Below are 26812 nucleotides of genomic sequence, written 5' to 3' on the forward strand. Positions count from 1 at the left end.
TGCCCGAGCCGCCGGCCGGCTGGCTGCCGCGCAGTGCGGCCGACCTCTTCGGCGAGGGCGCGAGCGCTGCGGAGGCCTACGACCTCCTCACCGTCGACGTCCCGCCGGACCGCTGGATCGCCGCGCTCGAAACCGCGCGCGACATCCTCGGCTGCACCTATTTCGACTGGCTGAGCGCCGTCGACGAGCCGGGCGAGGGCTTCCGGATCTCGGCGCACGTCGTCGCGCTCGGCGCGGATGCACCGCCGGCCGTCCGCCGGCTGCTGCTGCGCACCACCGTCCCGCACGATGCCCCGGTACTGCCGACCGCGGTCGGCGTCTACGCGGGGGCGGAATGGCACGAGCGCGAGACCAACGAGATGTTCGGCGTCCACTTCACCGGCCACCCCCACCTCGTGCCGCTGCTGCTGCCCGAGGGGTTCGAGGGGCATCCGCTGCGCAAGGACTTCGTGCTGGCGGCGCGGGTGGCCAAGGCATGGCCCGGCGCCAAGGAGCCCGGCGAGGGCGCCGGGCACGGTGCACCGAAGCGTCGGCAGATGCTCCCGCCGGGCGTCCCCGACCCGAACGAATGGGGTCCGCTCAAGGGGCAGTTGCCGCCGGCCCCGGCGCGTCCGGCCCGGGGAGCCGGCCGTGCTGCGGCCGCGGGCGAGCGCCCGGCGCGCCGCACGCGCAGCGTCTCCGCCGGGTCGGCGAGCCAGCAGGCCGAGGGGACCGCCGGGGCCGCAGGGGCCGAGCGGCCCGCAGGAGCTGAGCGGCCCGAGCAGTCCGGAGGGGCCGCGCCGCGGAAGCCCGGGGCGCGCAGGCCGGGTGGCGACGCCCCCTGGCACGGCCCTCGGACTGCGGACGAACGGCCGGACCGTTCCGACCGCCCTGCCCGCCCCGAACGGGACGGCGGAGCCGGAGCCGATGCAGCGCCCGGCCGGAAAACCGCACCCGGTCAGGACACCGGAGACGGAACGGACGCCGGAGACGGAACGGACGCCGGCGCCGGTGAGGGCGCCGCTCCCGGCACCGGCAGGGACACCGAGGAAGGAGAGGCACAGTGAACGACGTCCTCGACGTCGCCTGGCGGCTGCTCGCCGTCTTCGTCGCCTTCCTCGTGCTGCCGCTCGTCGTCGGGCAGACCGAGCACAAGGTCATGGCGCACATGCAGGGCCGGCTCGGACCCATGTACGCGGGCGGCTTCCACGGTTGGGCACAGCTCGTCGCCGACGGCGTGAAGTTCGCGCAGAAGGAGGACGTGGTCCCGGCGGCCGCCGACCGCCGCGTCTTCCAGCTGGCCCCCGCCGTGGCACTGCTGCCCTACCTCCTCGTCCTGATCACCATCCCGGTCGGCCCCGGCAACGCCGTCGGCCAGGCCGTCGACGCGGGCGTCTTCTTCGTCCTTGCGGTGATGGGCGTCGGCGTTCTCGGCTCGGTCATGGCCGGCTGGGCCTCGGCGAACAAGTTCTCGCTGCTCGGCGGCCTGCGCACGGCCGCCCAGCTCCTCGCGTACGAACTCCCGATGCTGCTCGCCGCCGCGTCCGTCGCCATGGCCGCCGGGACGGTCTCCCTGTCCGGCATCATCGAAGGCTTCCACTGGTGGTGGGTGCCGTGGCAACTGGTCGGCGCGGTCGTCTTCTTTACGGCCGGCCTCGCCGAGCTCCAGCGGCCGCCCTTCGACATGCCGGTCGCCGATTCCGAGATCATCTTCGGCGCGTACACCGAGTACACCGGCCTGCGCTTCGCGCTGTTCCTGCTCGCCGAGTACGCGGGAATCGTCGTCCTCTGCGGCCTGACGACCGTCCTCTTCCTGGGCGGATGGAACGGACCGGGCGGTGCCGACGGTCTCGGCTGGCTGTGGACCCTCCTCAAGACCGCCGTCCTGGCATTCGGCGTCATCTGGCTGCGCGTGAGCTACCCGCGGCTGCGTGAGGACCAACTGCAGAAGCTCGCCTGGACCGTCCTCATTCCGCTGGCCCTCGCCCAGATCGCGCTCACCGGCGTCGTCAAGGTGGTGATTTCCTCATGAGCATCCCCGGATCCGGCCTCGCCAAGGGCCTGGCCGTCACCCTGCGCACGATGACGAAGAAGACCGTCACCGCGCAGTACCCGGACGTGCAGCCCGCGCTGCCTCCGCGCAGCCGCGGCGTGATCGGGCTGTTCGAGGAGAACTGCACGGTCTGCATGCTGTGCGCCCGCGAGTGCCCGGACTGGTGCATCTACATCGACTCCCACAAGGAGACGGTGCCGCCCGCCGCCCCCGGCGGACGCGAACGCAGCCGGAACGTGCTCGACCGCTTCGCCATCGACTTCTCCCTGTGCATGTACTGCGGGATCTGCATCGAGGTGTGCCCGTTCGACGCGCTGTTCTGGTCGCCCGAGTTCGAGTACGCCGAGACCGACATCCGCGAACTCACCCATGAGCGCGACAAGCTCCGCGACTGGATGTGGACGGTACCCGCGCCGCCCGCACTGGACCCGGCCGCAGAGGAGCCCAAGGAGATCGGCGCGGCACGGAAGACCGCCGACAAGCTCGCCGCAGCAGGCGAACAGGAACAACAGCAGGAGCAGCAGGGGGACGGAGCGTGATCCTCGCAGCCGGACACCCCGGATTCCTGTCGCCCACCGGGGTCGAGATCGCGTTCGTCCTGGTCGGACTCGTCACCTTCGGGGCCGCCCTGGTCACCGTCGCCACCCGCCAACTCGTGCACGCCGCGCTGTGGCTGGTGGTGACCCTCGGCGGACTCGCCGTCGAATACCTCCTGCTCACCGCGGAGTTCATCGCCTGGGTGCAGGTGCTGATCTACCTCGGATCCGTCGTGGTCCTCCTCCTTTTCGGCCTGATGCTCACCAAGGCCCCCATCGGCCGCTCGCCCGACGCCGACTCGGGCAACCGCCCGGTGGCGCTCGCCGCGGCCCTCGTCGCCGCGGCCCTCCTGGTCTGGGTCGTGGTCGACGCCTTCCGCTCCACCTGGATCGACCTCTCCACGGTGCAGGGCAGCACCGACGTCGCGGGCCGCAGCCTCTTCCAGCACTGGGTGCTGCCGTTCGAGGCACTGTCCGTGCTGCTGCTCGCCGCACTCGTCGGCGCCATCGTCCTCTCCCGCAGGAACGGCCGGCCGGCCGGCAAGGAGACGCGCTGATGCATCTCGCCTACCCCGCCGTGCTCGCAGCCCTGCTGTTCTGCACCGGCCTCTACGGCGTCCTGGCGCGCCGCAACGCGATCCTGATGCTGATGTCCGTCGAGCTCATGCTCAACGCCGTCAACCTCAATCTCGTCGCCTTCGACGTCTGGCTCCGCGACACCCTGCACGCCGGACAGGTGCTGACCCTCTTCACCATCACCATCGCCGCCGCCGAGATCGGCATCGGGCTGGCGATCGTCCTGCTCGTCCACCGCAACCGCGGAACCTCCGACATCGACCGGCTCACCGACCTCGCCGATCCTCCGGCGGGCACCGGACCGGAGCGAGCGGACACCGTCGCGGACACGCCACAGAAGTCAGAGGCCGCCGCGTGACGACCACGACCCTCGCCGTTCTCGTCCCCCTCCTCCCCTTCCTCGGCTCGACCGCCGGCCTGCTCCTCGGTCGCCGCGCCCCCGGGTTCGTCCAGCCGCTCGCCGTCGTCCCGGTGCTCACCGCCACGGTGTCGGCCGTCCTCGTCGCCGCCCGGCAGGGCGGGGGAGAGCCGATCGACGCCGCCACCCGGCTCACGCCCACCGGGTCCGTGCCGATCGACCTCGCGCTGAACATCGACGGATTCGCCGCCCTGGTCGCGGTCGTCGTCTGCGTCGTCGCCTCCTGCGTGCAGATCTACTCCACCGGCTACCTCCGCCACGATCCGCGCTACTCCTCCTACGCCGCCCTGGTCTCGCTCTTCACGGCCGCCATGCTGCTCGTCGTCTACACCGGCGACCTCATGGTGCTGCTGGTCGGCTGGGAGATCATGGGCATCTGCTCCTACTTCCTCGTCGGCCACTACTGGGAGACGGAGGCCGCCCGGTCCGCCTCCCTCAAGGCGTTCCTCGTCACCAAGCTCGGCGACGTGCCGTTCCTGATCGGCCTGTTCGCGCTCGCCGCCGACGCCGGCACTTTCCGGATCAACGGCATCCTCACCGCCGCCGTCTCCGGCGACGGCCTCGACCACCCCACCGTGATCGCCCTGCTCCTGCTGGCGGGCGTCGCAGGCAAGTCCGCCCAGTTCCCGCTGCACACCTGGCTGCCCGACGCCATGGCCGGCCCCACCCCGGTCTCCGCGCTCATCCACGCCGCGACCATGGTCGCGGCGGGCGTCTACTTCGTCGCCCGGCTGCTGCCCGTCTTCACCGCTTCGACCGCGGCCCTGGCCGTCCTCGGTGTGATGGCCGCCGTCACCATGACCGGATCCGCGGTTGCCGCGATCGCCCAGGACGACATCAAACGCGTCCTCGCCTACTCGACCATCGGGCAGCTCGGTTACATGACCGGAGCCCTGGCCGTCGGCGACCGCGGCGCGGCCGTGTTCCACCTGATGTCACACGGAGCGTTCAAGGCCCTCCTCTTCCTGGGCGCAGGTGTGATCATCCACGCGGCGGGCACCAACTCGCTCAGCGCCATGTCCCGCATGCGCGGCCTGGCCCGGCGGATCCCCGACGCCTACTGGACCGTCACCGTCGCGCTCCTGGCACTCGTCGCCGTCCCGCCGTTCGCCGGCTTCTTCTCCAAGGAAGCCGTCCTGGGCTCCGCCGAGCACGCCGCAGCCGGCCACGCCACCGGCATTCCCGCCGCGGTCGGCTGGACCGTCCTCGTCTCCGGCCTGCTGACGGCCCTCCTCACCGCCGCCTACGCCGCACGCCTGTGGCTGCTCGTGTTCCGCGGCAAGGGAGCCGACGCCCCCGACCACGGCAGGCAGCCGCTGTCCATGACCGCCGTGCTGTGGGTGCTGTTCCTCCCCACCGCGGGGTTCGGCCTCGCCGTCACCGCCCTCCCCGGCTGGTTCGACGAGCGCTCGCTGAACCCGACCCTCGTCACCTCCGTCCTCGCGACCGGACTCGCCCTCGCCGGCGTCCTCGTGATGTACGGCGCCTGGCGTCACACCACCGCGCGAGCCGCCCGCGTCCCGGTCGGCGCGGTCACCGCCCACCCTCGGGTCGAACCCGCCCTCACCGAGATGGAAGCCATCGCCACCCACGAAGAGGTCTACGGCGACATCGCCTCCGCCGAGGACCCCGCCGACCCGGGGCGCCTCCTCCTCGGCCCCCTGCACCGGCCCGCCGCCCACGGTTTCCACCTCGACGCCGTCTACAGCCGCCTCTTCGTGCGTCCGGTGAATTCCGCCGCCGGACTGGTCCGGTTCCTCGACCGCCGGGTCGTCGACGCGCTGGTGCACGGTGCCGGTGAAGCGCCGCGCCGGCTCGGCACCGCCGTCCGCCGCGCGCAGACCGGCAACGTGCAGACCTACCTCGGCGCACTCCTCGCCGGCACCGTGGTGCTGGCCGTCGCCGCCGTCCTCGTCGCCGCCGGAGCGTGAGCCGTGATCGCCCCCCTCAACGACACCGTCATGCAGTACCTCCTCGTGGCCGTCGTCGTCCTCCCCCTCCTCGGCGCCGCCGCCGCGCTGCTCCCCGCGCCCCCCGGGCTCCGCGGCCGCAATCCGCAGCAGGCGGTGCTCCGGCACGGCGTCACCGTCACCGGGGTGGTCCTCGCGGCCACCGTGATGCTGGCGCTCGGGTTCGACCACGACCGCCCGGCCACCATGCAGGCCACCACCGACGTCAGCTGGATCCCGGCCCTCGACGTCCGCATCCACCTGGGCGTCGACGGTGTCTCGCTCCCCCTGCTCGTCCTGACCGCACTGCTGACGTTCCTCTGTGCCCTCCACAGCTACTTCCGGATGCCCGAGGGCCCCTCCGCCCAGGGCTTCGTGGCGCTCGTCCTCCTCCTGGAGGCCGGCACACTCGCCACCTTCGCCGTCCTCGACCTGCTGCTGTTCTTCCTCGCCTTCGAGACGGTCCTCATCCCCATGTACTTCCTCATCGCCCGCTGGGGCGGGGCCGGCCGCACCCGCGCCGCGTGGAAGTTCATCCTCTACACCGTGCTCGGTTCCGTGGTCATGCTGCTCGGCTTCCTCCTCGTGGGACTCGAGGGCGGCACCTTCGACATGGTGGCACTCGGCACTGACAACGCGTCCGCGCTCGGTCACACCACGCAACTGCTCGCCGTCGCCTCCATCGGCATCGGCCTCGCCGTGAAGACCCCGATGTGGCCCGTCCACAGCTGGCTGCCGGACGCCCACACGGCCGCCCCCACCGTCGGCTCCGTCCTCCTGGCCGGACTGCTGCTGAAGATGGGCACCTACGGCTTCGTCCGCATCCTGCTCCCGATCGCGCCCGAGGGCATGCACACCTTCGCGCCCTACCTCGCCGCGTTCGCCGTCGTCGGCATCGTCTACGGATCGCTGGCCTGCCTGGCGCTGGCCCGCCCCGGCGCGTCGGGCGACCTCAAGCGGCTCATCGCGTACTCCTCCGTCGGCCACATGGGCTTCGTGCTGCTCGGCATCGCCACCCTCACCCCCACCGGCGTCAACGGCGCGCTGTTCGCCAACATCGCGCACGGCCTCATCACCGGCCTGCTGTTCTTCCTGGTCGGCGCGGTCAAGGAGCGCTTCGGCGAGGCGGACCTCGACCGGCTCGCCGGCCGCACCGGCGCCGCCCTCTACGGCCGGACGCCGCGCCTCGGCGGGCTGATCGCCTTCGGCGCGGTCGCCTCCCTCGGCCTGCCCGGGCTGGCCGGCTTCTGGGGCGAGATGCTCGCCATGTTCGGCGCGTTCCGGCCCGCCGAGGGCCTGAACCGCCCGGCGTTCCTGACCTTCATGGCCGTCGCCGCATTCGGCACCCTGCTCACCGCCGCCTACATGCTCGTGGTCGTCCGCCGTGTCTGCATGGGCGTCCCGCCCGGTGCCGTCGAACCCGAGGCGCCCGGGGCGCCCGGGGCGCTGCCCGCACCGCATCCCGCAGGAGCGGCCGCCGTACCCGCAGGCGCCGGCACTCCCGTGGACGTCCGGGGCCACGAGTTCGCCGCCTGGACCCCGCTCGTCGTCCTCACCGTCCTTGCCGGACTCTGGCCCGCGGCCCTCCTCGGCCTCACCGACCCGGCCGTGCAGAACCTCCTCGGAGGAGGCAGCTGATGACCTCCCTCGCCCACCTCGCCGCCGGAGCCGAACGGAGCCTGGTCCAGTCCGTGGACTGGATCGCGCTCGCCCCCGCCGCCCTGCCCGCGGCCGTCGCGCTCGTCGTCCTCGTCGCCGACCTGTTCCTGCCCGAGCGGCGCAAGCCCGTGCTCGGCTGGATCGCGGTCGCCGGACTGGCCCTGTCCGCGCTGGCCCTGCTGCCGCTCCTCGACGGCGACCGGCGCACCTTCTGCCTGACCGCGCAGCCCGACGTGTGCAGCTACACCGCCGACCCCTTCGCCCTCTCCATCCAGTTCCTCGTCCTGGGCGGCGCCCTGTTGACGGCTCTGCTCTCCCTCGGGACGCTCAGGGACGCGGAACTGCCGGCCGGCGAGTACTGGTTCCTGCTGCTCTCCGCCGTAGCAGGCGCCGCCCTGCTGCCCGCCTCCCGCGACCTGGCGACCCTCGTCGTCGCCCTCGAGGTCGCCTCCCTGCCCACGTTCGCCCTGGTCGGCCTCCGCCGCGGCGACCGGCTCTCGTCCGAGGCAGCCCTCAAGTTCTTCCTGTCGTCCGTGGCGGCGACCGCCGTGACGCTCCTGGGCATCAGTTTCGTGTACGCCGCCACGGGCAGCATCCACATGACGCAGGTCGCCGACCGGCTTCCCGACGTCCCGGGCCGGCTCGCCACGCTCGTCGCTGCGGGTGTCGCGCTCACGCTCGTCGGCTTCGCCTTCAAGGCAGCGGCCGCCCCCTTCCACTTCTGGGTGCCGGACACCTACGCGGGCGCGCCGGTCCCCGTCGCCGCCTACCTCTCCGTGATCGGCAAGGCCGTCGGCTTCTCGGGGCTCATCGTGGTCGCCCTGGTGGCATTCCCGTCGTACGACGACGTCTGGGGGCCGGTGACGGCCGTCCTGGCCGCCGTCACCATGACCGTCGGAAACGTGGCTGCGCTGCGGCAGCGGGCCGCCAGCATGCACAGCGCCGTGCGCCTGCTCGCCTGGTCGTCCGTCGGGCAGGCCGGCTATCTGCTGGTCCCGATCGCCGCGGCCGCGTACGCAGACGACCCCGGCCGCGCCGTCGGATCCACCGTGGCCTACGCCCTGATGTACGCGGTCGTCAACCTCGGAGCGTTCGCCGTCGTCGCCCTCGTCGCGCGGAGCAACCCCGCCAACCGCCTCGGCGACTACCGCGGTCTCTACACAGACCGCCCCTTGGCCGCCCTGGCCCTGGGCTTCTTCCTGCTGTGCCTGGCCGGACTCCCACCCGGCGTCATCGGCCTCTTCGCGAAGGTCGTGGTCTTCCAGGTCGCGGTGGACGCCGGACTGGGCTGGCTCGCCGTCGTCATGGCCGTGAACGTCGTGATCGCTCTGTACTACTACCTGCGCTGGACGGCGGTCCTGTTCCGCTCCCCGGAGCCGGCGGCCGCCGGCTCCCGGCCCGCAGCTGCGGACGGGCCCGGTGCTCCCGCCGCCGGGGCGGCCGTTCCGGTGAAGCGGCCCGTCCCCGTCCCGCTCGGTGCGGCCATGGGCCTGTCCGCGGTCCTCGGCGCGGTCCTTTCCGGCGCGCCCCAGGTGATCCTGCGTTTCGCTTCCGCGGTACTGCTCTAGGACGTCGCCCCCGCACGGTCCCGGGCACCCGGAGCACGGGGAACCCGCTGCCTCCGACTGGCGTTGACCAGTACGGGAGTGTCCACTGAGAGCGGACACACCGCCCCAGAGGGTCCCCCGCAGCACCACTTGGAGGGCGCACCGTGCACCGCCGGCACAACGGGCTGAAGACCGCCGTACTCCTCGGGGGCCTGTCGGCCCTCATCATCGTCATCGGCAGCCTGTTCGGCCGTACGGGACTGATCGTGGCCGTGATCGTGGCCCTCGGCACCAACGCCTATGCCTACTGGAACAGCGACAAGCTGGCGCTGCGCGCCATGCGGGCCCGCCCGGTCAGCGAGTTCGAGGCCCCGGGCCTCTACCGGATCGTGCGCGAACTCTCCACGGCCGCCCGTCGTCCCATGCCGCGCCTCTACATCTCACCGACGGCCGCCCCCAACGCCTTCGCGACCGGGCGGAACCCGCGCCATGCGGCCGTGTGCTGCACCGACGGCATCCTGCGGCTCCTCAACGAGCGCGAACTCAGGGGCGTCATCGGGCACGAGCTCAGCCACGTCCACAACCGCGACATCCTGATCTCCTCGGTCGCGGGCGCACTCGCGTCGGTCATCATGTTCCTGGTCAACTTCGCCTGGCTGCTGCCCTTCGGGCGGAGCGACGACGACGAGGGGCCGGGTCTGCTCGGCATGCTGCTGATCCTGCTGCTGGGTCCGCTGGCGGCTTCCGTCATCCAGCTGGCCGTCTCCCGCTCCCGCGAGTACCAGGCGGACGCCTCGGGAGCGCAGCTCACCGGCGACCCGCTGGCCCTGGCTTCGGCCCTGCGCAAGCTCGAACAAGGGACGAAGCAGATGCCGTTGCCCCCGGAGCCGCGGCTCGAAACCGCCGGACACATGATGATCGCCAACCCGTTCCGCGCGGGTGGCGGGATGTCCCGGCTGTTCTCCACCCACCCGCCCATGGCGGAACGCATCGCCCGCCTCGAGCAGATGGCAGGTTATCCGCGATGAAGACCCTTCTGAACATCATCTGGCTTGTACTGTCGGGCTTCTGGCTCGCCGTCGGATACGTGGTCGCGGGGCTGCTGCTCTGCATCACGGTCATCGGCATCCCGTTCGGCATCGCCTCCTTCCGCATCGCGCTGTACACACTGTGGCCGTTCGGCAGGGCGGCGGTGCGGCGATGGGATGCGGGGGCGCCGTCGTTCGCCGGGAACGTGCTGTGGCTGCTGCTCGCCGGCTGGTGGCTGGCGCTGCTGCACATCACCACCGGCATCGCGCAGTGCCTGACGATCATCGGCATCCCCCTCGGGGTCGCCAACTTCAAGCTGATCCCGATCTCCCTGGCCCCGCTCGGCCGGGAGATCGTCGACACGGACCAGCCGTTCGCCGGCCGCTGACGGGCACGGGCCGGGCGGGCTCGCCGGCCCGGTTCCTACCTCCGGGCGGGAGGCGGCAGAGGCGCACGCCGAAGCCCCGGCCCGTGCCTCGCGCACGAACCGGGGACCCGGTATGGGACGGCCGTGACGGCCGACGTCAGCGGTAGTTGACGAACTGCACCGCGAAGTCGAGGTCCTTGCCCTTGATGAGCTGCTGGACGGCCTGCAGGTCGTCACGGCTCTTCGAGCTGACGCGGAGCTCGTCGCCCTGCACCTGAGCCTTGACGCCCTTCGGGCCCTCGTCGCGGATGATCTTGGCGACCTTCTTGGCGTTCTCCTGCGAGATGCCCTCCTGCAGCGAGGCGAAGATCTTGTACTCCTTGCCGGAGGCCTGCGGCTCGCCGGTGTCCAGGGCCTTCAGCGAGATGCCGCGCTTGACCAGCTTGGACTGGAAGACGTCGAGAATCGCCTTCACGCGTTCCTCGGAGTTGGCGCGCATCTCGATCTTGTCGCCGGACCACTCGATCGATGCGCCGACGTTCTTGAAGTCGTACCGCTGGGAGATCTCGCGGCCCGCCTGGTTGAGGGCGTTGTCGACCTCCTGCCGCTCGACCTTCGAGACGATGTCGAAACTGGAGTCGGCCATGTTGAGTTGGCTCCTCGTGCGTAGATCCGTCATGGGGTGCGTTCCGTCGCCGGTCCGCACGGCCAGCCTAGCCACACCTTCACGCGTCGAGCGGAGATCAACCGAGTGGCGGAGCACCCCTGGGCATCGGGTATGGTTTACGTCGTTGCCACACAGCAGGCCGAAGCGGCCTGCGGCACGGCAGCGAACCCCGGCGGTGTGCCCGAGCGGCCAAAGGGAGCAGACTGTAAATCTGCCGGCTCAGCCTTCCCAGGTTCGAATCCTGGCGCCGCCACAGCCGAAAAAGGGCCCGCGATCAGCGTTTCCGCTGGTCACGGGCCCTTCTTTCATTGCGTGCTCGCTTGACTGCGCCTTGTGTCGTGTCGAATGTCAGTCGGCCACTATGGTCCGGCGGCCGGGGCAGGCGCCGGGAATCTGCGGGATCTCCCCCTGGAGACGTTCACGGCTGCTGTCGAGCTGCCCCGGACAGCGGGAGCGCGCCGTGTCGGGCTTCCGGGCGTTTCCGAAGGGGCGGAGGCTGCCCTGCTCACAGCCGTGCGCGACGCGCGGGTGAACATCGTGGTAGCGGTGTCGACCTCGTGGGTCCGGTGCAACGTCGGTCCCGGGGCAGGCGGGCGACAGCGTCCCCACCGTTCCTCTTGGACCGGCAGGGGAAGCCGTTGCCTTCGTCCCATGGATGATCGTCGCCTCGTTTCACGGGTAGGGCCGGCGTTTCGGCGTCCTGGGCTGCACGTCGCGATCCCCGGCCGGGCGGCTCGGATGACGCCGGGGGAGTGTTGATCGTCGTTGCGCCGTATGTACGACGAGGCCCCGGACCAGGGGCGCAGCAGTTGTATCCGCTTTGTATGCCCGCCCCCTTGAATCGGCCCATCACCGATTCACAGGGGGATAGACATGAACAGACATTTCCGCCGGCTTCTCGCGGCCGCCAGTGCGGTCGCCGCCGTCGCGATCGTGACTCCGACAGCTGTCGCGGCCCCGGAGACCGCGTCGTCGGATGTGACGATCACCAGCCGTCCGACCTTCAAGATGCCGTTCGAGTGCGGCCAGAAGTGGCGCGGCAGCAACTGGAACGGGCACAGCCCGGCGCACGCGATCGACTGGAACCACTACGACGCCAACGGCAATCCGGACGACGACGGCCGTCGTGTGTTCGCGAGCGCCGGCGGCAAGGTGCTCGCCTCGTACTACAGCACGACCTCCGGTTACGGGAACACCATTGTGATCGGGCACGGGGACGGCTGGCGCACCCGCTACGCGCACCTGAAGTCCCGTGGTGTCGCGAAGGGCGACACGGTCAAGGTCGGGCAGCGGATCGGCCGGGTCGGCGCTTCGTCCGCGATCTACAACATCTCCCCTCACCTGCACTACGAGCAGATACACAACGGCTCGGTCGTCGTCTCGGTCGTCCAGGGTGTCACCTGGGAGGACGGTCTGACGCGCTACCAGACCAGCAAGAACCGGTGCTGACGGGATGAACGGGGCCCGGTGCCGGCTTCCTCCGCCGGCACCGGGAACCACCGTCCCGTCGGTGACGGACGGGTGCACGGCCGAGCAGGCGGCACCCGACCACGGCCGCTCCGCACTCACCCGGTCGTACGGGCCGCAGGCACGTCAGCGCAGCGACCGCAGCTTGGCCTCAACCAGTTCGGCCTGGCCGCAGGCCTCGAGCCGGCGCCACGTCGACAGCGAGCGGTGGAAGTAGCGTCGCGCGGTCCGGTCCCGCCCGGTCGCGTGGTGCAGTTCGCCCAGCAGACACGCCACCCGCGCCTCCGCTCGTCGGTCGCCGAGCTGCTGTTGTACGGCCAGCGCGTCGACCAGGAGCGCGGATGCCTGGCTCGCGTCGCCCTGCCGCAGCAGCAACTCACCGATGCTCTGCTGCACGTAGGCCGCGCAGTGGGCGTCTGCCAGCTCGTCGAAGATGCCGAGTGCGCGCTCCAGTTCGGCCTGTGCGACGTGCGGTTCGCCGCGAAGTTCGTGCAGCACCGCGATACGGCGCCGCACCTGTGCCTCGCGGTGCCGGTCACCCACCTCGCGGGAGAGCTCCAGAGCGCAGTCGAGCCAGGGCGCCGCGGCGTCGGGGTCCCGCCGCTCCAGCCACACCGAGGCGATCGCGTTGTGGGCGACCGTTTCACCGTGCCGGTCACCGGCCTTGTCGAATCCGCGCAACGCCGTGACGAACGTGTCCAGAGCGGCATCGAGGTCGTTGAGGACCCGGTACACGGACCCGGCCCCCACCGCGGCGACGGCCTCGCCCGACAGGTTCCCGAGACCCGCGAAGAGCGCGCGCGAGGTGTCGAAGGAGGCGAGCGCGTCGGTGTAGCGGTCCTGGTAGAGGTGGAGCTGGCCCAGATTGCGCAGCAGCGCCGCGGCCTGCCGGTCGGACGGAGCGGGCGCCGCGTCGAGTACGAGCCGGTGCGTCCGCAGCCAGTCGCCGTAATAGCCGCGCAGGTCGAAGAAGCCGGCCAGCTCGATCGCGAGATCGGCGGCCCGGGAGACGTGGCCGAGGCGTAACGTGGACTCCACCGCTGCCACGAGGATCCGGCGTTCGGTTTCGAACCATTCCACGGGCCGGGCGCGTACCGAGGGGGCGATCGCGACGGCGGGCCCTGCCGGGCGGGTCGGCTCCCCGAGGATGCCGAGGAAGTGCGTGGGCATCGCCGAATTGGCGCAGCGGGCGAGCACGGTCAGGGTGTCGACGACTTCCAGCCGGCGTTGCAGTCGCAGCCCGGCATCATCGGCCTCCGACAGCTCCCGGGCGTAACAGCGCAACAGGTCGTGCATGCGGTACCGCTGCAGTCCGAGACGGTCGGTGCCGCTCACTTCGACCAGGTGCTCGTCGGCCAGCGTCTCCAGCTCTCCGGCAACGCCTTCGCTGCGGCCCATCGCGACCGCGACCATCCACCCCGCCACCGCGTCGTCGGCCAGCAGGCCGAAGGCCCGGAACGCCGTCGCCGCCTGGGCGGGCAGGTGCCGGTAGCTCAGCTCCGCGCTCGCCCGGACCTCCAGCTCGCCCGTGTGGAGCTGGTCGAGCCGTCCGCGTTCGTCACTCAGGAAGTCGGCCAGGGCGCCCACGGTCCACCCCGGCCGGTTCACCAGCCGGGCCCCGGCGATGCGCACGGCCAGCGGCAGCGAGCCGCAGCAGGCGAGCACCCGGTCGGCGTCCGCTTCCTCCATCCGCAGCCGGTCCGGCCCCACGATCGTGGCGAAGAGCGCGCGGGCTTCGTCGTGTCGCATCATGCCCATCGGCAGGTGGTGCGCCGGCAGCCCCGGCATGCGGCGGCGGGAGCTGACGATCACTGCCGATCCGCCGGTGCCCGGAAGCAGGGAACGCACCTGGGCGCTGCCGGCGGCGTCGTCGAGGACGATGAGGAACCGTCGCTGCGCCAGGCGCGAGCGGAACAGCGACGCCCGCTCGCTCAGGTCGCCGGGGATGGCGCTGTCGATGACGCCGAGACCGCGCAGCAACTCGGCCAGGACGTCGGCCGGTTCGCGTGGCCTGCGGCTCATGCCGTCCAGATCGACGAAGAGCTGGCCGTCCGGAAAGGCCGGGCGGACACGATGGGCGACGTGAACCGCCAGGGTGGACTTCCCGGAACCCGGCGGGCCCGAGAGAGCTGCGACGACCGGTTGCCGTCCGGCCGCCGACAACAGTCCCTCCAGTACGGCGATCTCGTCGGCCCGCCCGGTGAAGTCCGGTACGTCGATGGGTAACTGGCACACCGGCGCAGGGGACGTCGTGCGCCGTCGGGAGACGTACCCGTTGACCTCCTCCCCGGTGCTGCGCAGGGACGGGCCCGGCTCGATGCCGAGTTCGGCCGCGAGGGTCCGCTCGGCGTCGGCGTACGCGGAGCGGGCCTCGAGGGTGCGGCCCGAGCTGTGCAGGGCGCGCACCAGCATCTGCCACAGGTCCTCCCGCAGCGGGTCCTCGGCGAGCCGCGACCGCAGCTCCGCGACCAGCGGCGCGTAGTCCCCCATGCGCAGCCGCACGTCGAGGCATTCGTCGATCGCGGCCGACCGCACCCCTTCGGCCCGGGTGATGGCGGGGTCCCAGACCACACTGGACGGCACGTCCTGCAGCACCCCACCGCGCCAGAGGTCGAGGGCGGATTCGTACGCGCGCAACGCGGTGGCGTGGTCGCCGTCATCACGCTCCGCGCGGGCACGCTCCAGCCGCTGTTCGAAGAGCAGCAGGTCGAGATCGTGAGGGGCGACGTCCAGCGCGTAGCCCGACGGCCGGGTGCTCAGGCCGTCGGCGTTGATCCCCGCCTCGGACAGGGTCCGGCGCAGCGCGCGCACGTACGTGCGGACATTGGCGACTGCGGACCGGGGTGCGCCGCCCGGCCACAGCACCTCCGTCAGCAGGTCGAGCGAGACGAAGCTCCCGGGCTGCAACAACAGCGTGGCGAGGATCGCCCGCGGCTTCGGACCGCCGAGGCGTATCGGGACGCCTTTCACCCGCACCTGGAGCGGTCCCAGCACTCCGAAACTCGGTTCCCCCATCTGCGCCTCCGCGAGTCCGTGACGCCGGACGCAGCGTACTGGTGCGCGAAGGCGTCGAACGGAGATTCCCCGGAGTTCGTGCCCCCGCTGTGGCGGTTGTGACGTAAGGGGCGCCTGATGCACCGTCCCCCGGGTTTCACGACTCGGGGCGCCCTGGGCGTGCCACTGCGGGGACCCGCAGCGCGCGGGGAAGCACGATCCGTGGGCCGTCCGTAGCGTGACCCGTATGGACCTCAGACTCTCGCACTGCTTCATCGTCGTGGACGACCACGACAAGGCCGTCGCCTTCTACCGGGACGTCCTCGGTCTCAGGGTGCGCAACGATGTCCGGTACGGGGGAAGGCGCTGGGTGACCATCGGCTCTCCGGCGCAACCGGACGTGGACATCGTCCTCGAACCCCCCGTGGCCGATGCGGAGGCATCCCAGGACGACAGGCGGGCGATCGCCGACCTGACGGCCAAGGGCCTGATGCGCGGAGTGGTCTTCGCGACCGACAACTGCAACCGCACGTTCGAGCGCATTCGTGCCTCCGGCGCCGAGGTGGTGCAGGAACCCGTCGACCAGCCGTACGGCGTCCGTGACTGCGCCTTCCGCGACCCCGCCGGCAATGTACTGCGCTTCAGCCAGTACGCAGGTCGCTGATCACCCGCCCGCTCCCGTTCTCCTCACCCGTTGTCACCAACGGAGGGCCGCCGGGGATGCGATCACCGGCCGGAGGGGTTCGGATGGGAGGCGACAGGGAGGTGGCGGGCCATGGCACGGGCAGTCTGGAGTGGCGCACTCTCGTTCGGGCTGGTCGCCATCCCGGTCCAGCTGTTCACCGCGACGGAGAGCCACACCGTCCACTTCAACCAGATCCAGCGCGGCACGTCCGACCGGGTCCGGAACAAGCGGGTGAACGAGCGCACCGGTGAGGAAGTGCCGCCGGAGGAGATCGTCAAGGGCTTCGACATGGGGGACTCGTACGTGGTGGTCGAGCCCGCCGAACTCGACGAGATCGCCCCCAGCAAGTCCATGGGCCTGGAGATCACCGGTTTCGTCGACCTGGACGAGGTCGAACCGATCTTCTTCGACAAGACCTACTACCTCGGGCCGAAGGACAAGCAGTACGGCAAGGTCTACTCCCTGCTGCTCGAGGCGCTCACCCGCTCCAACAAGGCCGGGATCGCCACGGTCGTCATGCGCAACCGCGAGTACCTGGTGGCACTCAAGGCCGAGGGCGACGTGCTGACGATGCACACCCTGCACTGGGCGGACGAAGTGCGGGACCCCCGCCGCGAGATCGGCAACCTGCCCGAGCGGACCGACGTCTCCGACAAGGAACTGCAGACGGCGGTCCAGCTCATCGAGGCCCTCAGCATGGACTGGGACCCCGAGGAGTTCCACGACACCTACCGGGACCGCGTGATGGAACTCGTCGAGGCCAAGCGCACCGGCGAGACCTTCGAGAAGGGTGAGCCGCCGCCGCGTTCCACCAACGTCATCGACCTCATGGACGCCCTGCAGGCCAGCGTCGACCAGGCGAAGGGGAGCCGGGGCGCCAAGGGCGGGGCGAAGAAGCAGGAGGAACAGGCCGATAAGGAGGAAGCCCCGGCCCGTCCGCCGACGCGGCTGAAGGACGCCGGGCACAAGCGCCGGACGCCGGCCGCGTCGCAGAAGACCGACAAGAAGGCCGCGAAGGCATCGGAACTCGAGGGCCTGAGCAAGACGGAGCTCTACCACCGGGCAGCGGACGCCGGCGTCCACGGCCGGTCGACCATGAGCCGCGACGAACTGATCAAGGCGCTCTCGGGCCCGGTGGGCCGACGCCGCGCCCGGGCTTCCTGACCGGTGGCACCGAGCCCCCGGACCCGCAACGGCGGACTCCGGCCCGACTGCCGAGGTGCACCCGAGGGTGCGACGGCCCATGACGCTCGTCAGCCGCGTGCCGGGGACGGCAGCAGGCCGGGACGAGGCCGGTCACCGTGCACCGCGGCTGCGACCCGCCGGGTGCCTGATGCGTCCGAAAGAAGACGCAGCGGGTCGCGAGGCACCTTTCGTGGCAGTCTCGTCCCATGTCTCCCATCACGGAGGTGGCCGGACGCCGGCTGACGCTCAGCAACCTCGACAAGGTCCTCTACCCGACCGGGTTCACCAAGGGCGAGGTCCTGCACTACTACGCCACCACCGCCGAGGTGCTGCTGCCGCATCTGCACGACCGTCCCGTCTCCTTCCTCCGCTACCCGGACGGCATCGACGGTGAGAAGTTCTTCGCCAAGAACGTCCCACCCGGTGCCCCGGAATGGCTGGAGACGACCGAGGTCACCCGCTCGAGCGGGAAGTCCACGCACCAGGCGCTGCTCCAGGACCTGCCGTCCCTGATGTGGGCGGCGAATCTCGTCACCGAACTGCACACGCATCAGTGGCGGATCGGGGAACCGGGCCGGGCGGACCGACTCGTCCTCGACCTCGATCCGGGGGAGCCCGCGACGATCGTCGAGTGCGTCACCGTCGCCCGGTGGCTGCGCGACCGCCTCGCCGACGACGGCCTCACCGCGTACGCCAAGACGTCCGGCTCCAAGGGCCTGCACCTTCTCGTGCCGATCGAACCGGCGGCCTCCTCGGACGTCACGGCCTACACCAAGGAGCTCGCCGTCCAGGCCGAGCGCGAACTGCCGGACCTCGTCGTGCACCGCATGGGCCGCCACCTGCGTCCCGGCAAGGTGTTCGTGGACTTCAGCCAGAACGCCGCCGCCAAGACCACCGCCACGCCCTACACCCTGCGTGCCCGCAGTGAGCCCACCGTTTCGGCCCCCGTGACCTGGGACGAACTCGCCGCCTGCGGGCACCCGTCCGACCTGGTCTTCCTGGCCGGTGACATCGCGGGCCGGGTGGCAGAGCACGGCGACATCCTCGGACCGCTCACCGATCCGGACGCCGCCCGCCCGCTGCCCGGCGGCCGGCAGTGAGCAGGCTCCGCCCGCCGCTGAAGGTCGCGCTGGCCCGCTCGGTGGACGATCTGCCCCGCGGCCCGTTCGCCTACGAACCCAAATTCGACGGCCACCGGGTGCTGATCTTCCGCACCCCGGGGGGCGCGCTGCTCCAGGCCCGCTCCGGCCGCCTCGTGGGCGAGGCGTTCCCCGACCTCGTCGAGGCGGCGCACGCCCTCCCCGACGGCACGGTCCTCGACGGGGAGGTCGTCGTCTGGTCGGAGGGGCGCACCGACTTCGCAGCCGTCCAGAAACGCGCGATGGCCACCGCCTCCCGTGCGGTCCTGCTGGCCGGCCGGCTCCCCGCCTCGTACGCAGCCTTCGACCTGCTCGCCGTCGGCGACGAGGACCTGCGTGCCCTTCCGTACGAGCACCGCCGCGCCCGGCTCGTCGAACTGCTGTCGCCGCTCGGCCCGCCGCTCCAGCCGGTCCCCGTGACCACGGACCCCCGGGAAGCCGCCACCTGGTACGAGACGCTGCCCCGGATCGGTGTCGAGGGGCTCGTCGTCAAGCCGCTCGGGCTGCCCTACCGAGGGGGCCGGCGCGACTGGCAGAAGCTGCGTCACGCCGACACCCGGGACGCCGTCGTCGTCGGTGTGACCGGCTCCCCGGAGCGCCCGCGGGCCCTCGCCCTGGTGCTCCCCGGTGACGACACCCCGGTGATCTCCCGGCCGCTCGCCCCCGGGCTGCGCCTTCGGATGGCCGAAGCCCTGGCCGGCGCGGCGGAACCCGGCGAGCCGGGACCGGACACCGGGGAGGCGGCCGACGGCACCGTGTTCCGGCGGGTGCCGGGAGAACTGGCGGTGGAGGTACGGCGGACGACCACCCGGCAGCCCCTCACCGAAGTTCTGCGGCTGCGCATCCCCGGCTGACCGCCGCCCGAGGATGCCGGTCCGGGCGGTTACTCATCCGGAAGCCACCGCTCCGACCGCCTCCGCGACGGGAGTCCGCCCGCCGATCAGCTCCACCGTGCGGCCCGCCGTCCCGGGTTCGTCGAGCAGTGCCTGCAGGACGGCCGCCACGTCGTCCCGCGGCACGTCCGACCGGCCCGTGTGCTCGTCCAGAGTCACCAGTCCGGTGCCCGGCTCGTCCGTGAGCCGACCCGGCCGCAGGATCGTCCAATCGAGGTTTCTCCGGGCCCGGACCTCGGCGTCGGCCGCCCCCTTGGCGCGGAGATAGGCGGCGAAGACCGGGTCCGTGTCACCCGAGGGCGTGGAGTCGGCGCCCATCGACGAGACGACGACGAACCGCCGGACCCCGGCCCGCTCGGCGGCGTCGGCGAGCAGGATCGCCGCGTCCCGGTCGACCGTCTCCTTGCGGGCGGCGCCACTGCCAGGCCCGGCTCCCGCCGCGAAGACGGCCGCGTCCGCGCCGCGCAGCAACTCCGCGACGTCCTCGACGGAGGCCGACTCGAGATCGCACAACGCCGGTTCCGCCCCCAGGGCCCGCAGGTCGTCGGCGTGTTCCGGGTTGCGGACGATCCCCACGGCCTCGTCCCCGCGCGCGGCGAGCAGCCGCTCCAGCCGCAGCGCGATCCGTCCGTGTCCACCAGCGATGACGATGCGCATGTCACGACCGTACGCGGTCCTGCGCCGATCGCATCCCGGGTGCCCACCGGCCGCATGTCGCCGACGGGGCCGGGGTCGCCGACGGGGGAGTCTGCCGGAGGGCGGTCGCCGCCCGCTCGGATCCGCCGGACCGACTCAGTCCGGCGGCGGCCGGTGCGCCTTGCTCGACGGGCCACCCTGACGCGGCAGATCCAGTGCTGCCACCGTCGGCGAGTCGCAGTACTCGCGGACGGCGCTGGTCCGGGCCACGACCCGGCCCTCGTGGATGACGATCCGGCTGTACGCCAGGGCCAGGACGCCGGAGACGGACTCGCCGCGGACGGCCAGCAACTCCGCCGGGAAGCCCGCCTCGACCCGCACCTCCGGCAGGCCCATGGCCGCCCGGGCCTCCCGGCTCACCGCCGCATACGCGTCTCCCGGCCGCGCCCGGCCCTGGGACGCCAGCAGATAGGCGGCCTCCAGGGGGTCGCCCCGCCCGACCGGGTTCGCCGCGTCCCGCAGCGCCCCGCTGCCCGCTGCGACGCGGACCCCGGCGGCCCGCAGCAGCCGGACCGGCGGCCCGCTCGCCGGCCGGGCGGCGTCGTACTCCATCGCGGCGCAGTCACCCTGCGGCAGGCACACGACGGTGATGCCCGCGGCGGCCAGCCGGTCAGCCGCGTGCCCGGCCACCTCGTGGGGCAGCCGGGCGAGGCCACCGCAGGGGCCGATGGTGACGCCCGGCCGCAGGCCCCCGGCCATCGCCGCCAGCCGTGCGAGCCGGGCCGGATCGTCACCGTCCGTGTGCAGATCGACGGCGCAGCCGTGCTCGGTCGCCACGTCGAGCACCGCTTCCGCGTAACCTGCGGGGTCGGGGTCGAGATCCGGGCATCCGCCCACGACGGAGGCGCCCATCTTGACGGCATCCCGCAGCATGGCGAGCCCGTCCGCGCCGGCAGCTCCGGTCAGGATCCTCGGCACCGCGACCGTGCCCAGGTCGACGAGGCCCCGTAGTGCCCGGCGGGCCTGCAGTACGGCATCCAGGGCCCCGAGCCCCTGCACGTCGCCGATCCGTACGTGGCTGCGCAGCGCTGTGGCCCCGTGGCCGAGTTGGAGCAGTGCGGCCTCGGTGGCGCGGCGCTGCACGTCCGCCGGGGCCTGGCTCGCGGGGCCGGCGGAGTCGGCGGTCAGGGCGGTGTCGCTGTGCGCGTGGGGTTCTGCCGGAGCGGGCAGTAGCAGATGACCGCTGAGGTCGATCCGGGCACCGCTGAGCCTGTCGCCCGTGGCGGTACGAGTGAGGCTGCCCGCGGTCCCCACGGCTTCGATGCGTCCGGCGCGGAGCTGCACGTCCACCGTCCGACCGTCCGTCAGCCGGGCTCCGCTGAGCAGCAGGGGCGAGTCGTCGGGGGCTTGGGCGTCGTCGCCCGGAGGCCGCTGCGGCCGGTGGTCCGGCATGGCGCTGTCCGCCTCCTTCGGGGTCCGGGGCGGATCCCGGGGCCGGGTTGCATGCCCCGGGGCAGGGCCGGGACGGTCCGAACGCCAAGATCACGCGGTGTGGAAGCGAGCCTATGGCGCGGTGCCCGGGGCTTCGGGGAAGAACCGAATAGTCGTACCGGCGCGGTCGTGTGATGCCTGCGTGGCGGGGTCGATACGGATTTCACCTTTCGGTGGGTGACCGTGTAATGTCTTCATCGCTCGCCCCAATAGCTCAGTCGGCAGAGCGTCTCCATGGTAAGGAGAAGGTCTACGGTTCGATTCCGTATTGGGGCTCTGATGTGCGGTCGCCCTCGCCTCACGGCGAGGGACTCGCATCAAAGCGGTGTAGCTCAGTCGGTAGAGCAAGCGGCTCATAATCGCTGTGTCACCGGTTCAAGTCCGGTCACCGCTACACACGGTAGCCGATTGTAGGCTAGTTCCTTCGATCGGCTACTCTTTCATGCGTTCATTCCATCCGTCCTCCTGGGTCACGGCCCGGAGGAGGCCCACGGTCAAGGAGCACTCACGTGGCTGCCACCGACGTCCGCCCGAAGATCACGCTGGCCTGCGTGGAGTGCAAGGAGCGGAACTACATCACCAAGAAGAACCGGCGCAACAACCCGGACCGTCTTGAGATGAAGAAGCACTGCCCGCGCTGCAACTCGCACACCGCGCACCGCGAGACGCGCTAGTTGAAGGCTCGTTCACGAGGCCGCTCCCGTCACCGGGAGCGGCCTCGTGGCGTTGACACCCGTACGGCTCCGATGCCCTCGGGGCCGTTCCACACCAGTGCCGCAGGAGGTGCCGAGCACATGGCGCTCGACCAGTCCTTCGTCGGGCGGACCTATCCGCCCACCGCGCCCTACGAGGTGGGCCGGGAGAAGATCCGCGAGTTCGCCGAGGCGATCGGTGACGACAACCCGGCGTACACCGATCCCGAGGCGGCGAAGGCGTACGGGCATCCCGACGTGATCGCGCCTCCGACCTTCGTCTTCTCGATCACCTTCCGGGCTGCGCACCGCCTCGTCGTCGAGGACCCGGAACTGGGCCTGGACTACAGCCGGGTGGTGCACGGCGACCAGAAGTTCACCTACGCACGACCGGTCCGCGCCGGTGACCGGCTCTCGGTCACCTGCACCATCGATTCGATCAAGTCACTGGCGGGCAACGACGTACTGTCCGTGCGCGGCGACGTCCACGACGGCAGCGGCGAGCTCGTCGTGACCGCCCACACGAAGCTCGTGGCCCGGGGCGCGGGCGCCGAGCAGAGCACGGAGGCGTGACACAGATGACAGCGACGATTTCGTACGACGACGTCGAGGTCGGCACCGAACTGCCGGCCAGGTCGTTCCCCGTCAGCCGCGCCGCCCTCGTGCGGTACGCGGGTGCCTCCGGCGACTTCAATCCGATCCACTGGAACGAGAAGTTCGCCAAGGAGGTCGGCCTGCCCGACGTCATCGCCCACGGCATGTTCACGATGGCCGAGGCGGCCCGTGTGGTGACCGACTGGGCGGGCGACCCGGCGGCCGTCGTCGACTACGGGGTGCGCTTCACCAAGCCCGTCGTCGTGCCGAACGACGACAAGGGCGCGGTCGTCGAGGTGGCCGCCAAGGTCGCCGCGAAGCTCGACGACCGCACGGTCCGGGTGGACCTCACCGCGGTCTGCGACGGGCAGAAGGTGCTCGGGATGGCCCGCGCCGTGGTCCGGCTGGCCTGAGGGACTCGGCGGGGGTAGCCCTGGTGCGGTCCGAGGACCGTGCCGTCGGCGGTGGCGGCCCCCGTACCCTGTTCCCGTGCACGAACTCCATGACGCCCCGCTCGCCCCGCTGACCACCTTCCGGCTCGGCGGCCCGGCGAGCCGTCTGATCACCGCGACCACTGACGACGAGGTGATCGCCGCAGTCCGCGAGGCCGACGCGTCGGACACCCCGTTGCTCATCATCGGCGGCGGCAGCAACCTGGTCATCGGCGACAAGGGCTTCGAGGGCACGGCCCTGCGCATCGCCACCCGCGGATTCGAGCTGGGGACGCCGCAGGCCGACGGCGGCGTCCCGCTGGAACTCGCCGCCGGCGAGAACTGGTCCGACTCCGTGGCCCGGACCGTCGAGGCGGGCCTCGCGGGCGTCGAGTGCATGGCAGGCATCCCGGGTTCCGCGGGCGCGACCCCGATTCAGAACGTCGGCGCGTACGGTCAGGAGGTCTCCACCACGATCTCCGAGGTCGTGGCGTACGACCGGCGTGCCGACGAGGTCGTCACCATCCCGGGCGCCGACTGCGGCTTCTCCTACCGCCACAGCCGGTTCAAGGCGGACCCGACGCGCTTCGTGGTGCTCCGGGTCCGGTTCGTGCTGGAGGACGCCGGCGGCCTGTCCGCCCCGGTCAAGTATCCGGAGACCGCCCGCGCCCTCGGCGTCGAGGCGGGCGACCGAGTGCCAGCCGCCCTGGCCCGGGCGACCGTTCTGAAGCTGCGGGCGGGCAAGGGCATGGTGCTCGACCCCGAGGACCACGACACCTGGTCCGCCGGCTCGTTCTTCACCAACCCGATCCTGTCCGAGGCCGAGCACGCCGCGTTCGTCGCCCGCGTCGCCGAGCGACTGGGGCCCGACGCGGCGGCCCCCGCCTTCCCGGCCGGGGACGGGCGGATCAAGACCTCTGCCGCCTGGCTGATCGACAAGGCGGGCTTCGCCAAGGGCTACGGCGACGGCCCGGCCCGCATCTCCACCAAGCACACGCTCGCGCTGACCAACCGTGGTTCGGCCACGGCGGAGGACCTGCTGACGCTGGCCCGGGAGGTCGTCGCCGGGGTCCACGCCGCATTCGGGATCACGCTCGTCAACGAACCGGTGACCGTCGGCTGCTCGTTGTGACACCGGCCGCACGGCGCCGGTGGGCGCCGGGGACGCGGCCCCCGCGCGGCGCCGGGGGGCGGTCAGCGGTTCTGCGGTCCCGCCCCGTCCGCGGCCAGCCAGGCGTCGATGTCCGCCAGCATCACGTCGCGCACCGGCGACGGTGCGGCCGAGCCGCGCACCGACTGGCGCGCCAGCTCGGCGAGTTCGCCGTCCGTGAACCGGTGTACGGCGCGGGCGAGTTCGTACTGGTCCGCCAACCGGGACCCGAACAGCAGCGGGTCGTCGGCGCCGAGCGCCATCGGCACGCCGGAGTCGAAGAGGGCGCGCAGCGGCACGTCCTCCGGCTTGTCGTACACCCCGAGCGCGACGTTCGACGACGGACACACCTCGCACGTGACCCCGCGCTCGGCCAACCGCTCGAGCAGCCGAGAGTCCTCCGCCGCCCGCACGCCGTGGCCGATCCGGGACGCCTCCAGGTCGTCGAGGCAGTCGCGCACGCTGCCGGGCCCGGCCAGCTCGCCCCCGTGCGGTGCGGCGAGCAGACCGCCGTCCCGGGCGATGGCGAAGGCGCGGTCGAAATCCCGGGCGAAACCCCGCCGTTCGTCGTTGGAGAGTCCGAAGCCGATCACACCTCGGTCGGCGTACCGGACCGCCAGCCGCGCCAGCGTCCGGGCGTCCAGCGGGTGCTTCATGCGGTTCGCGGCTACCAGCACACGGATGCCGAGTCCCGTCTCGCGGGAGGCCTTGTCGACGGCATCGAGGATGACCTCCAGTGCCGGGATCAGCCCGCCGAGGCGCGGCGCGTACGAAGTCGGGTCGACCTGGATCTCGAGCCAGCGGGAGCCGTCGCGGACGTCTTCCTCGGCCGCCTCGCGCACCAGCCGCTGGATGTCCTCGGGCTCGCGCAGACAGGACCGGGCGATGTCGTACAGCCGCTGGAAGCGGAACCATCCCCGCTCGTCGGTCGCCCGCAGCTGAGGCGGTTCCCCGCCGCTCAGCGCGTCGGGCAGGTGCACGCCGTACTTGTCGGCGAGCTCCAGGAGCGTGCCGGGCCGCATCGACCCCGTGAAGTGCAGATGCAGATGGGTCTTCGGGAGCAGTCGGACGTCACGGGTGGCCGGGCGGGTGTTCGTGGGGCGGAGCTCCGCCGAAGACTGCAGCATTCCAGGATCCTGCCGCATCCGACCGCCTGCCCGGTAGGGGGTTTGTCCGAACGAGTGTCCGTTCGGCATCGTGTGCGAACGTCCGAAGAGCCCCCGGCGGTTGCCGGGGGCCCTTCGTCGCACGGAGGCGCTGGAGCGGAACGTCAGTCGCGGGCCTCGCCCAGCAGCTTCTGCATCCGGGAGACGCCCTCGACGAGGTCCTCGTCGCCCAGCGCGTAGGACAGCCGCAGGTAGCCCGGGGTGCCGAACGCCTCACCCGGAACGACCGCGACCTCGGCCTCCTCCAGGATCACCTCCGCCAGTTCCACCGTCGTCGACGGCCGCTTGCCGCGGATCTCCTTGCCGAGCAGGCCCTTCACCGAGGGGTACGCGTAGAACGCACCCTCGGGCTCGGGGCACTCGACCCCCTCGATCTCGTTGAGCATCCGGACGATCGTGCGGCGGCGGCGGTCGAACGCCTCGCGCATCTCCGCCACGGCGTCCAGATCACCGGAGACCGCGGCGATCGCGGCCACCTGCGAGACGTTCGCGACGTTCGACGTCGCGTGCGACTGCAGGTTGGTCGCCGCCTTGACGACGTCCTTCGGGCCGATGACCCACCCGACCCGCCAGCCCGTCATGGCGTACGTCTTCGCGACACCGTTGACCACGATGCACTTGTCGCGCAGCTCCGGAACGACGGCGGGCAGCGAGGTGAACTGTGCATCGCCGTAGACCAGGTGCTCGTAGATCTCGTCCGTCATCACCCACAGACCGTGCTCGGCCGCCCAGCGGCCGATCTCCTTGACCTGGGCCGGGGTGTACACCGCGCCGGTCGGGTTGGAGGGCGAGACGAACAGCGCCACCTTCGTCCGCTCGGTGCGGGCGGCCTCGAGCTGCTCGACCGACACCCGGTAGCCGGTCGTCTCGTCCGCGACGACCTCGACCGGTACGCCGCCCGCCAGCCGGATCGACTCCGGGTACGTGGTCCAGTACGGCGCGGGGACGATCACCTCGTCGCCCGGGTCGAGGATCGCGGCGAACGACTCGTAGATGGCCTGCTTGCCGCCGTTGGTGACGAGAATCTGGGCGGGATCCACCTCGTAACCGGAGTCCCGCAGGGTCTTCGCGGCGATCGCGGCCTTGAGTTCGGGCAGGCCGCCGGCGGGCGTGTAGCGGTGGTACTTCGGGTCGCGGCAGGCATCGGCCGCGGCGTCGACGATGTAGCCGGGCGTCGGGAAGTCGGGCTCGCCGGCACCGAAACCGATCACCGGGCGTCCGGCGGCCTTGAGCGCCTTGGCCTTGGCGTCGACGGCGAGCGTCGCGGACTCGGAGATCGCGCCGACGCGGGCTGATACCCGTCGCTCGGCGGGGAACTGTGCGGATGGAGTAGCAGCGGTCATACGTGCATCGTCCCAGACCAGAGGCGAGAGCGGTACGGAGGACCGCCGCGGGAGGACTCGCGGCATCCCCGCCCGGGGCTTCCCGCGGCGGCTACGGAGGCCCCGTCCGCACGGCGGAACCGGGCCCGTGCCCGTACCTGTTCGACGCCCGGCCGCAGAACACGTA

At 71.7% G+C, this 26812-nt stretch carries 25 protein-coding genes and 3 tRNA genes; 22 read left to right on the plus strand and 6 right to left on the minus strand.

The genetic code is table 11. The features are described from left to right. The 10 genes from M1E25_RS14705 to M1E25_RS14750 form a co-directional block, all read left to right on the plus strand. Positions 1-1046 (plus strand): NADH-quinone oxidoreductase subunit C (locus tag M1E25_RS14705; RefSeq protein ID WP_251415383.1); only part of this gene is annotated, 1046 nt, incomplete at its 5' end. Beyond that, positions 1043-2011: a complex I subunit 1/NuoH family protein gene (locus tag M1E25_RS14710; RefSeq protein WP_251415385.1), complete on the plus strand. Its 969-nt coding sequence runs from the start codon at positions 1043-1045 to the stop codon at positions 2009-2011. The genes M1E25_RS14705 and M1E25_RS14710, both read left to right, overlap by 4 nt. Beyond that, positions 2008-2571, plus strand: a complete 564-nt coding sequence (locus tag M1E25_RS14715) for a NuoI/complex I 23 kDa subunit family protein (protein WP_251415387.1) — start codon at positions 2008-2010, stop codon at positions 2569-2571. The genes M1E25_RS14710 and M1E25_RS14715 overlap by 4 nt, the downstream gene beginning before the upstream one ends. Continuing rightward, positions 2568-3125, plus strand: a complete 558-nt coding sequence (locus M1E25_RS14720; RefSeq protein WP_251415390.1) for an NADH-quinone oxidoreductase subunit J family protein — start codon at positions 2568-2570, stop codon at positions 3123-3125. Before M1E25_RS14715 ends, M1E25_RS14720 begins: the two co-directional genes overlap by 4 nt. Further along, entirely contained in the window at positions 3125-3502 is a 378-nt protein-coding gene (gene nuoK, locus M1E25_RS14725; protein WP_251415393.1) for an NADH-quinone oxidoreductase subunit NuoK, read from the plus strand. Before M1E25_RS14720 ends, nuoK begins: the two co-directional genes overlap by 1 nt. Continuing rightward, positions 3499-5493 (plus strand): NADH-quinone oxidoreductase subunit 5 family protein, encoded by a 1995-nt coding sequence (locus M1E25_RS14730; RefSeq protein WP_251415396.1) that lies wholly within the window; start codon positions 3499-3501, stop codon positions 5491-5493. The genes nuoK and M1E25_RS14730 overlap by 4 nt, the downstream gene beginning before the upstream one ends. A gap of 30 nt (positions 5494-5523) precedes the next feature. Continuing rightward, positions 5524-7149, plus strand: a complete 1626-nt coding sequence (locus M1E25_RS14735) for a complex I subunit 4 family protein (protein WP_251415549.1) — start codon at positions 5524-5526, stop codon at positions 7147-7149. Beyond that, a complete protein-coding gene (locus tag M1E25_RS14740) occupies positions 7149-8738 on the plus strand; it encodes an NADH-quinone oxidoreductase subunit N (protein ID WP_251415399.1) in 1590 nt (529 codons plus the stop codon). Before M1E25_RS14735 ends, M1E25_RS14740 begins: the two co-directional genes overlap by 1 nt. A gap of 143 nt (positions 8739-8881) precedes the next feature. After that, positions 8882-9745, plus strand: coding sequence for a zinc metalloprotease HtpX (gene htpX, locus M1E25_RS14745; RefSeq protein ID WP_251415401.1), 864 nt, complete (start codon positions 8882-8884; stop codon positions 9743-9745). Continuing rightward, positions 9742-10134 carry a YccF domain-containing protein gene (locus M1E25_RS14750; protein WP_251415404.1) on the plus strand — a complete coding sequence of 131 codons (393 nt, stop codon included), beginning with the start codon at positions 9742-9744 and terminating at the stop codon, positions 10132-10134. Before htpX ends, M1E25_RS14750 begins: the two co-directional genes overlap by 4 nt. Before the next feature lie 136 nt (positions 10135-10270). Here the strand turns inward: M1E25_RS14750 and M1E25_RS14755 are convergent, their stop codons facing one another. Then, complete coding sequence (locus tag M1E25_RS14755; RefSeq protein WP_251415406.1) at positions 10271-10759, minus strand: YajQ family cyclic di-GMP-binding protein; 489 nt, start codon at positions 10757-10759, stop codon at positions 10271-10273. Positions 10760-10951: 192 nt separating this feature from the next. On the opposite strand from M1E25_RS14755, the gene M1E25_RS14760 reads away from it, so the two are divergent. Both M1E25_RS14760 and M1E25_RS14765 read left to right on the plus strand, forming a co-directional pair. After that, a tRNA-Tyr gene (locus M1E25_RS14760) sits at positions 10952-11033 on the plus strand. 620 nt (positions 11034-11653) lie between these two features. After that, on the plus strand, positions 11654-12229 hold the full coding sequence (locus M1E25_RS14765) for a M23 family metallopeptidase (RefSeq protein ID WP_251415408.1): 576 nt from the start codon (positions 11654-11656) through the stop codon (positions 12227-12229). 144 nt (positions 12230-12373) lie between these two features. Here M1E25_RS14765 and M1E25_RS14770 read toward each other — a convergent pair whose 3' ends face one another. After that, positions 12374-15262 (minus strand): AfsR/SARP family transcriptional regulator, encoded by a 2889-nt coding sequence (locus M1E25_RS14770; RefSeq protein ID WP_251415410.1) that lies wholly within the window; start codon positions 15260-15262, stop codon positions 12374-12376. Between the two features lie 226 nt (positions 15263-15488). On the opposite strand from M1E25_RS14770, the gene M1E25_RS14775 reads away from it, so the two are divergent. From M1E25_RS14775 to M1E25_RS14790, 4 genes are all read left to right on the plus strand, one after another. Beyond that, complete coding sequence (locus M1E25_RS14775; RefSeq protein WP_251415412.1) at positions 15489-15905, plus strand: VOC family protein; 417 nt, start codon at positions 15489-15491, stop codon at positions 15903-15905. A gap of 111 nt (positions 15906-16016) precedes the next feature. Beyond that, positions 16017-17090 carry a non-homologous end joining protein Ku gene (ku, locus tag M1E25_RS14780; RefSeq protein WP_251415414.1) on the plus strand — a complete coding sequence of 358 codons (1074 nt, stop codon included), beginning with the start codon at positions 16017-16019 and terminating at the stop codon, positions 17088-17090. A 227-nt stretch (positions 17091-17317) separates the two neighbouring features. Beyond that, positions 17318-18211: a non-homologous end-joining DNA ligase gene (gene ligD / locus M1E25_RS14785; RefSeq protein ID WP_251415415.1), complete on the plus strand. Its 894-nt coding sequence runs from the start codon at positions 17318-17320 to the stop codon at positions 18209-18211. Beyond that, complete coding sequence (locus M1E25_RS14790) at positions 18208-19104, plus strand: ATP-dependent DNA ligase (protein ID WP_251415418.1); 897 nt, start codon at positions 18208-18210, stop codon at positions 19102-19104. Before ligD ends, M1E25_RS14790 begins: the two co-directional genes overlap by 4 nt. A gap of 33 nt (positions 19105-19137) precedes the next feature. Here the strand turns inward: M1E25_RS14790 and M1E25_RS14795 are convergent, their stop codons facing one another. Both M1E25_RS14795 and M1E25_RS14800 read right to left on the minus strand, forming a co-directional pair. Further along, complete coding sequence (locus tag M1E25_RS14795; protein WP_251415421.1) at positions 19138-19800, minus strand: NAD(P)H-binding protein; 663 nt, start codon at positions 19798-19800, stop codon at positions 19138-19140. 135 nt (positions 19801-19935) lie between these two features. Further along, positions 19936-21231 (minus strand): amidohydrolase family protein, encoded by a 1296-nt coding sequence (locus M1E25_RS14800; protein WP_251415424.1) that lies wholly within the window; start codon positions 21229-21231, stop codon positions 19936-19938. Between the two features lie 242 nt (positions 21232-21473). Here M1E25_RS14800 and M1E25_RS14805 point away from each other — a divergent pair. From M1E25_RS14805 to M1E25_RS14830, 6 genes are all read left to right on the plus strand, one after another. Beyond that, positions 21474-21546: transfer RNA gene (locus M1E25_RS14805), tRNA-Thr, on the plus strand. Between the two features lie 45 nt (positions 21547-21591). Then, a tRNA-Met gene (locus M1E25_RS14810) sits at positions 21592-21664 on the plus strand. A 115-nt stretch (positions 21665-21779) separates the two neighbouring features. Then, positions 21780-21944, plus strand: coding sequence for a 50S ribosomal protein L33 (gene rpmG / locus M1E25_RS14815; RefSeq protein ID WP_003956487.1), 165 nt, complete (start codon positions 21780-21782; stop codon positions 21942-21944). A gap of 120 nt (positions 21945-22064) precedes the next feature. Continuing rightward, on the plus strand, positions 22065-22535 hold the full coding sequence (locus tag M1E25_RS14820) for a MaoC family dehydratase N-terminal domain-containing protein (RefSeq protein WP_251415427.1): 471 nt from the start codon (positions 22065-22067) through the stop codon (positions 22533-22535). Positions 22536-22540: 5 nt separating this feature from the next. After that, positions 22541-22969, plus strand: coding sequence for a MaoC family dehydratase (locus tag M1E25_RS14825; protein WP_251415430.1), 429 nt, complete (start codon positions 22541-22543; stop codon positions 22967-22969). A gap of 76 nt (positions 22970-23045) precedes the next feature. Continuing rightward, positions 23046-24119, plus strand: coding sequence for a UDP-N-acetylmuramate dehydrogenase (locus M1E25_RS14830; RefSeq protein WP_251415433.1), 1074 nt, complete (start codon positions 23046-23048; stop codon positions 24117-24119). Positions 24120-24181: 62 nt separating this feature from the next. Here the strand turns inward: M1E25_RS14830 and M1E25_RS14835 are convergent, their stop codons facing one another. Beyond that, positions 24182-25264 carry an adenosine deaminase gene (locus M1E25_RS14835; protein ID WP_251415435.1) on the minus strand — a complete coding sequence of 361 codons (1083 nt, stop codon included), beginning with the start codon at positions 25262-25264 and terminating at the stop codon, positions 24182-24184. Positions 25265-25407: 143 nt separating this feature from the next. Continuing rightward, complete coding sequence (locus M1E25_RS14840; RefSeq protein ID WP_251415437.1) at positions 25408-26646, minus strand: pyridoxal phosphate-dependent aminotransferase; 1239 nt, start codon at positions 26644-26646, stop codon at positions 25408-25410. Positions 26647-26812: the final 166 nt, after the last annotated feature.

Origin of the sequence: Streptomyces meridianus, from assembly GCF_023703325.1 — a bacterium.
GTDB lineage: Bacteria > Actinomycetota > Actinomycetes > Streptomycetales > Streptomycetaceae > Streptomyces > Streptomyces meridianus.

What these genes read in the sequence shown, in the direction of transcription:
- M1E25_RS14715 (WP_251415387.1), top strand. Translation starts at nt 2,008, where the DNA reads ATGAGCATCCCCGGATCCGGCCTCGCCAAGGGCCTGGCCGTCACCCTG.
- nuoK (WP_251415393.1), top strand. Translation starts at nt 3,125, where the DNA reads ATGCATCTCGCCTACCCCGCCGTGCTCGCAGCCCTGCTGTTCTGCACC.
- M1E25_RS14735 (WP_251415549.1), top strand. Translation starts at nt 5,524, where the DNA reads ATGCAGTACCTCCTCGTGGCCGTCGTCGTCCTCCCCCTCCTCGGCGCC.
- M1E25_RS14740 (WP_251415399.1), top strand. Translation starts at nt 7,149, where the DNA reads ATGACCTCCCTCGCCCACCTCGCCGCCGGAGCCGAACGGAGCCTGGTC.
- M1E25_RS14750 (WP_251415404.1), top strand. Translation starts at nt 9,742, where the DNA reads ATGAAGACCCTTCTGAACATCATCTGGCTTGTACTGTCGGGCTTCTGG.
- M1E25_RS14755 (WP_251415406.1), bottom strand. Translation starts at nt 10,759, where the DNA reads ATGGCCGACTCCAGTTTCGACATCGTCTCGAAGGTCGAGCGGCAGGAG.
- M1E25_RS14765 (WP_251415408.1), top strand. Translation starts at nt 11,654, where the DNA reads ATGAACAGACATTTCCGCCGGCTTCTCGCGGCCGCCAGTGCGGTCGCC.
- M1E25_RS14770 (WP_251415410.1), bottom strand. Translation starts at nt 15,262, where the DNA reads ATGGGGGAACCGAGTTTCGGAGTGCTGGGACCGCTCCAGGTGCGGGTG.
- M1E25_RS14775 (WP_251415412.1), top strand. Translation starts at nt 15,489, where the DNA reads ATGGACCTCAGACTCTCGCACTGCTTCATCGTCGTGGACGACCACGAC.
- ku (WP_251415414.1), top strand. Translation starts at nt 16,017, where the DNA reads ATGGCACGGGCAGTCTGGAGTGGCGCACTCTCGTTCGGGCTGGTCGCC.
- ligD (WP_251415415.1), top strand. Translation starts at nt 17,318, where the DNA reads ATGTCTCCCATCACGGAGGTGGCCGGACGCCGGCTGACGCTCAGCAAC.
- M1E25_RS14795 (WP_251415421.1), bottom strand. Translation starts at nt 19,800, where the DNA reads ATGCGCATCGTCATCGCTGGTGGACACGGACGGATCGCGCTGCGGCTG.
- M1E25_RS14800 (WP_251415424.1), bottom strand. Translation starts at nt 21,231, where the DNA reads ATGCCGGACCACCGGCCGCAGCGGCCTCCGGGCGACGACGCCCAAGCC.
- M1E25_RS14820 (WP_251415427.1), top strand. Translation starts at nt 22,065, where the DNA reads ATGGCGCTCGACCAGTCCTTCGTCGGGCGGACCTATCCGCCCACCGCG.
- M1E25_RS14825 (WP_251415430.1), top strand. Translation starts at nt 22,541, where the DNA reads ATGACAGCGACGATTTCGTACGACGACGTCGAGGTCGGCACCGAACTG.
- M1E25_RS14835 (WP_251415435.1), bottom strand. Translation starts at nt 25,264, where the DNA reads ATGCTGCAGTCTTCGGCGGAGCTCCGCCCCACGAACACCCGCCCGGCC.
- M1E25_RS14840 (WP_251415437.1), bottom strand. Translation starts at nt 26,646, where the DNA reads ATGACCGCTGCTACTCCATCCGCACAGTTCCCCGCCGAGCGACGGGTA.